3 protein-coding genes and 2 pseudogenes are annotated in these 5,311 nt (G+C 42.9%); 2 read left to right on the top strand and 3 right to left on the bottom strand.

From position 1 onward, the window contains the following. Positions 1 to 90: 90 nt before the first annotated feature. Positions 91 to 300, top strand: a complete 210-nt coding sequence (locus AB5Y54_RS17880) for a hypothetical protein (RefSeq protein WP_143237418.1) — start codon at positions 91 to 93, stop codon at positions 298 to 300. 107 nt (positions 301 to 407) lie between these two features. On the opposite strand, the gene AB5Y54_RS17875 is transcribed toward AB5Y54_RS17880, so the two are convergent. Then, positions 408 to 1,271, bottom strand: coding sequence for a hypothetical protein (locus AB5Y54_RS17875; protein ID WP_197971577.1), 864 nt, complete (start codon positions 1,269 to 1,271; stop codon positions 408 to 410). Positions 1,272 to 1,930: 659 nt separating this feature from the next. Between AB5Y54_RS17875 and AB5Y54_RS17870 the strand changes: the two are divergent. After that, positions 1,931 to 2,050: pseudogene (locus AB5Y54_RS17870) on the top strand (integrase core domain-containing protein); the annotation flags it as partial. Positions 2,051 to 2,168: 118 nt separating this feature from the next. Here AB5Y54_RS17870 and AB5Y54_RS17865 read toward each other — a convergent pair. Continuing rightward, entirely contained in the window at positions 2,169 to 4,766 is a 2,598-nt protein-coding gene (locus AB5Y54_RS17865) for a cold shock domain-containing protein (RefSeq protein ID WP_143237420.1), read from the bottom strand. Positions 4,767 to 4,986: 220 nt separating this feature from the next. Then, positions 4,987 to 5,311 (bottom strand): annotated as a pseudogene (locus tag AB5Y54_RS17860) (transposase); the annotation flags it as partial.

The following is a 5,311-nucleotide window of genomic DNA, read 5'->3' as shown; positions in this document are numbered from 1 at the left end:
CTTCTCGTTGTGACTAGTACTGAACATAGCTCCAAGACTACCTCTTAAGTTAAGAGGGGCGAAGTGTCTGGATCTTCAAGGGGCCAATCTATGGAGACCCGCGTTAACCTCTTGCTGAACCGCATTGGCATCAATGCAACTGAGGCACTGGATAAAGCCCGTCACGCCTTGCAAGCACAGGCCAATATCACGCACCAGTATCACATCTGTCGGGCCAATATGACGGGTTGGCAGATTGAGGTCATCGGGAAACTACCGGCTCAAGTGGGCCTATCTCGGTTGTTGCCGAAGGATGACTAGACCACTACATTGCCGCTCGAACCAGTACAGGGGTCCATGTGTCTGGCTGCTGGCCTGCTTTATTCCAGGGTCAGATCATGCTTCATGATTTCGTTCCTCAATAAAAGTTAATAGTCAGGATCGCCCTTCTCATACTGCAAGCCGTTGTCGCCTTCATACGGCTTAGTGTGGTCAGCCTCCCCGACCAAAATCGCAGTAGGGATCCCTTCGGGGAAGGCGAGGCAGTGGCGGGGGGCGGGCACCTTATTACGCCACTTGCAAGTCAGACACATTGGGGTGTGGAACACTACTCCGGTGGCAGTGAACTTTTCGCTGTGCATAACATATTTGTCGGAACTGTTTCCTCTTACTCCTACGTCAGCAGACAGGCTTGGAAAGGCCTTGTAGCAATCGGCATGGAGCCCCACATGGTTTTCCATGCCCGGTTCAGTAAGAATGCCTTTAGGAGCCGCGTAACTATAAATCCGACGTACCGGGGCTTCATGCCAGTTGATGTTGAAGGCATTGGTACTGAAAAACTGCAATGAACTGTAAGGTAGATGGTCGTGGATCCACCAGGCCATGTCGGTCCAGCTTCCCCCCTTCTCAATGTGAGCAATCAGCCATGGAACGACAATGCAGGCCGTAGCGCCGTGCTTCCCATTAGCGTCTGGATAATCCCAGATGTGGCTGGCATAGTTTGCCTCATTGGCTGCACAGTTGAATCCACCCTTGTTCCCGAAATCGTTCACTTCAGGGGAGCGGTATGCTGAGCGGATGTGGATGCGACCGAATGTAGCCTGAAGCGGCTCAAGCAATTCCTCGCAGAGTTTACGGCCATAGGTGATGGCTACATCCGGAAAATCCGGCACGTTTTTGAACCCGTTCCAAACAGCGATTTCGCTGTAAAGAAAATCGCGCATAAAAAAGTGTTTTGAAAGCCTGACTCGCCCCAGTTTGTCGAGTTGGTTGTAGCTGGTGACTTTGTTCATTTCATGTCTTACCAGAAGTTATCAAATTGAATCGCCAGTAGTTTTGTAGGCATCTCACGGTCCACTTTACGCCTAGACCAAACGCTACAGCTAGCCCGAAGTACAGTTAGTAGAAAGATGTAGCACAATGAGCAACTGACCTGCATAAATTGAGCGGCCAGAGATGAAGATTATGACCAAAAAAGAGATCGAGGTTATTCGCGTTGTTCGCTGTGATGTCTGTGAAGAGTAGAGTTGCCAAACAGAAGGGCCGGTTAGCAACTTTGCGTTTGGTACATTGAGGGCACACTGGGGGGGATGGAACTCAGCACGATGGCGAACAGTACGAAGTCCTGAATAACCAGCGTATAGAATAGACGGATGATGTAATCATCTGAACGGACTGGATATGTATTGACAGATGGCATTGCTATCGCACATTTAGGGAAGGTGCGAATAAGTCATATGGCACGAGAGCATTTACTGGTAACCCATTGATATTAAATGACTAAAATTTTCATTTTTTGTTCGTGGGATACTTGTTCGCACTTTCCTTCGGTGAGTCGAGAAGATGCCTCCCCTCAAAGCTCAGCTTCTGCTCGCAGAATCCCTGGCCGCATACTTTCCGGAAATGGTGTTCACAGATTCCGGAATCACTGTTCAACTTCACCGGAATACGCAAGTCACTGAATGAATTGCAGGCATTTGCCACAAACTGGTTGTGGACGTATAACCATGAGCGGCCCAATATGGCGCTGGGTGGCTACACACCAAAACAGTGCCTAATGCAGGCCGCATGACCTCTACTTTTGAGTGCCCCTAAGAATGGGGGGAATACCGAACGACCAGCCCAGCTGGGTCAGCAGGGTCAGAGCTGGGATCTTGGCGCTGTACTCTTCCTGAAACCGTGGTAATTTTTTATTCCACATCACCCTTTCCCCCAGAATAAAATGGAGAGTCATTATATATTTTTTGATATTTGATACTATCAGACTCGCCATTATTAACATTGCCGTATTTTTCTTTGTGATAAGTACAGCAACTGCCACACGACGTACAGATGTACCGACCTTCTGAACACTTTTGCTTTAGGTCTCGACTATCTATTATTTCATAGCATTTAAAACCAATGCAGTGATTGATGTAATAGTTTATTTTATGCTCTACACAACATTCATTTGCACAATAAAAAACTGTCGCTCGGTATGCTGCACTTTTTGGCTTGGTAATAAATGAATTGGATTTAATATCAAATGTCGTTACTTCGACTAGCGCGTAACTAAGGTTAGGCTTCATAAGCATACCGCAGCAACGACAATGCAGCCTAGGAAAAATTTCTCGCATACGATTCAGATATCCTGCAAGTTTAATTGGGAGATCTCTTTTAGATGGTTTATTTAACAACTCATATTTAGCTCCATAATGGCTTAACCAATCATACAAGCTAAACTCAAGATAATGTTTATTAAGGTTTGGTATTACATGCTGATCTGTACATTTTTTGCCACGACATAAAAATATACTAGTATCAGCCTCAACATTTGTCGCATTTGAAATACGAGAGAGATTATGAGGATAACGTTTTTGAGAATTTTTTATTTCTTCTGGTGTTTGCGTTTTCCAATAAAATGCTTCGCAGGATAAATCTATATATGGAAAGTGTTCTGCTAGTGTTTGGCAGCGTGGGAAAAGATTAAAAAATGAAGGATGATCAATACGAAATTTATTCGTAAGCAAGGCTTCCCATATGTCATGCAGGATAGAGGCGATGATAGCATCAGGAGTGTTGGATTGATTAATGATTGGTATTAAATTCGCTAAAATGTAGAATTCTGGATCAATAGATAGTGTAGGCGAATTCATTATGTCATCTATAAAGCTTAAATCTTTTAAGAAAATTTTTTCCTTAGTGTAAAATGCATCAGCAAATGGCTTGATTAGTGGGTGCTGACGATATTGATCATAGGTGGTTATATTTTTTTGGTAAGCACCCATAACAAAGTTGGCAACATTAATTTTTTCGTTGGTAAATTGTTTGGTAACAAAATCTTCCATGTCATCTCGCCAAACTTCTAATATCTCTTTTGAATCCACCACCTGATTAAACCCAAGATATAGAGCGGCGCTAAATGAAATGTGGTTTATTATTTCACTTAGTAATGCATTTACTTTAATCTTGCCGGCCTGCATATCTACAATGAATGTAGTAAAGGCTTCAATTTGATTGTCAATTAACTCCTTACTAATCAATAATGGAGGAACTCCATTTGAGATGACATAAGCAATACCTTTTTTACTTGTGATGTCATCTATTAACTGACTTGACATATCAGCAGGCCGAACACCATGAGAAATCGCTTTTTTAAGTCCTACGGATTTAACAAAATCTGATATTACTTGCTTTGGTATTTCCGTTAGTGGAATGCCGTGCAACTTGACTTCATCAATACCAACACTTCTTGCATGTTTCGCAATTAAACCTCTTGGTAGATAAGATAAAGGAATACCATTTTCAATATCAATTATAACACCATCCTTTATAAAACATTCTACTATCAAATCATCTGGCACCATTGACAATGGTATGCCATTAGAGTTAGCGCTAATGACGCCTACACATTTTACGAAGTTCAAAATGATATCTATTGATATTCTATTAAGAGGAATTCCTTGCGCCAAGGCATTAACTATTCCTACCGACTGTACATGTTTCGAAATTAAATCATCCGGGATTTCTGATATCGGAATACCATCTGAAACAGCGGCAATAACTCCAACATTATTTACATGCACCAGAATCAACTTTCTTGGTATCCTAGCAACAGGGATACCGTGAGAAATGGCCTCTATAATCCCTACTGTAGAAATATAATCAAGAACCAACCTATCTGGCATGCTCGATATCGGTATACCCTGTGATATGGACTCCGGGACCCCAAATTTATTGACATGATGAGCAATCAAATCGCTTGGTATTATTGATAGTCGAATGCCACTGGATATTGCCTTAATAAGGCCAATTTTTTCGATATACACTGTTAGCAAACTATTTTTATTGCTACATGCCATTATTATGGAAATGAACTCTGCGATACGCTCAGAGTTTTGTGAAAATTTATCCACGATACGATAAGCATCATTGCAATCAAACAAATCAGCTAAAGTCTTCTTGATTGAAGAATCACGTAACTCAACAAACTCATCAGAAAAAACCAAATACTGATAGAGTATTTCTGTTAGATTATTGTCATTTTTTGAAAGCGCATAAGCATTAGATGCATTTACTTTGCCTCTGTTATCCTTACCTATTTCATAGAGTACGATTTCACCTTCCACCAATAATGGCTTATTGATGACTGCATTCTTATGCACAAAAATATCTTCACTTCCATTTGTTGCTAAAAAACCAAACTGGTTATCTCTGCCTGTGTTGTTGTTACGACCTCCGAACCATTTAACACAAGCAAGCTTCCAATTTTTTGGGGAACCAAATCTATCTATAATATGTGCAGTCATCGTATCACCATTAAATCCATTTAAACCCGCCGTTTGCCGGTCAGCAGTTGTTGCATCAGGGCCTTTTTCTCTTGGGAAGGTGCGAATAAGCGGGGAAATTCTTCTCGGCTGACGCAGTCATTTCATTTCTTCATGCTTGAGCCGATTTTTTCTCCCGTAAATGCCTTGAATCAGCCTATTTAGACCGTTTCTTCGCCATTTAAGGCGCTATTCCCAGTTTTTAGTGAGATCTCTCCCACTGACGTATCATTTGGACCGCCCGAAACAGGTTGGCCAGGGTGAATAACATCGCCAGTTGGTTATCGTTTTTCAGCAACCCCTTGTATCTGGCTTTCACGAAGCCGAACTGTCGCTTGATGATGCGAAATGGGTGCTCCACCTTGGCCCGGATGCTATTTCAAGGTTCTTACCTTGCCGGGGCGCACGGCGATCAGCCAGTCCACATCCACTTCGGCCAGCTCCTCGCGCTGTGGCGCCCCTTGGTAGCCGGCATCGGCTGAGACAAATTGCTCCTCTCCATGCAGCAGATTACCCAGCTGATTGAG

This window comes from Aeromonas sp. s9, assembly GCF_040907765.1.
In the GTDB taxonomy this organism is placed as follows: domain Bacteria; phylum Pseudomonadota; class Gammaproteobacteria; order Enterobacterales; family Aeromonadaceae; genus Aeromonas; species Aeromonas caviae.
Note: the sequence above shows the minus strand (reverse complement) of the source record. Positions and strands in the feature narration are given on the sequence as shown.

Bases quoted from the DNA above. Each gene is read 5' to 3' on its own strand.
- AB5Y54_RS17875 (WP_197971577.1), bottom strand. From the start codon at position 1,271: ATGAACAAAGTCACCAGCTACAACCAACTCGACAAACTGGGGCGAGTC.
- AB5Y54_RS17880 (WP_143237418.1), top strand. From the start codon at position 91: ATGGAGACCCGCGTTAACCTCTTGCTGAACCGCATTGGCATCAATGCA.
- AB5Y54_RS17865 (WP_143237420.1), bottom strand. From the start codon at position 4,766: ATGACTGCACATATTATAGATAGATTTGGTTCCCCAAAAAATTGGAAG.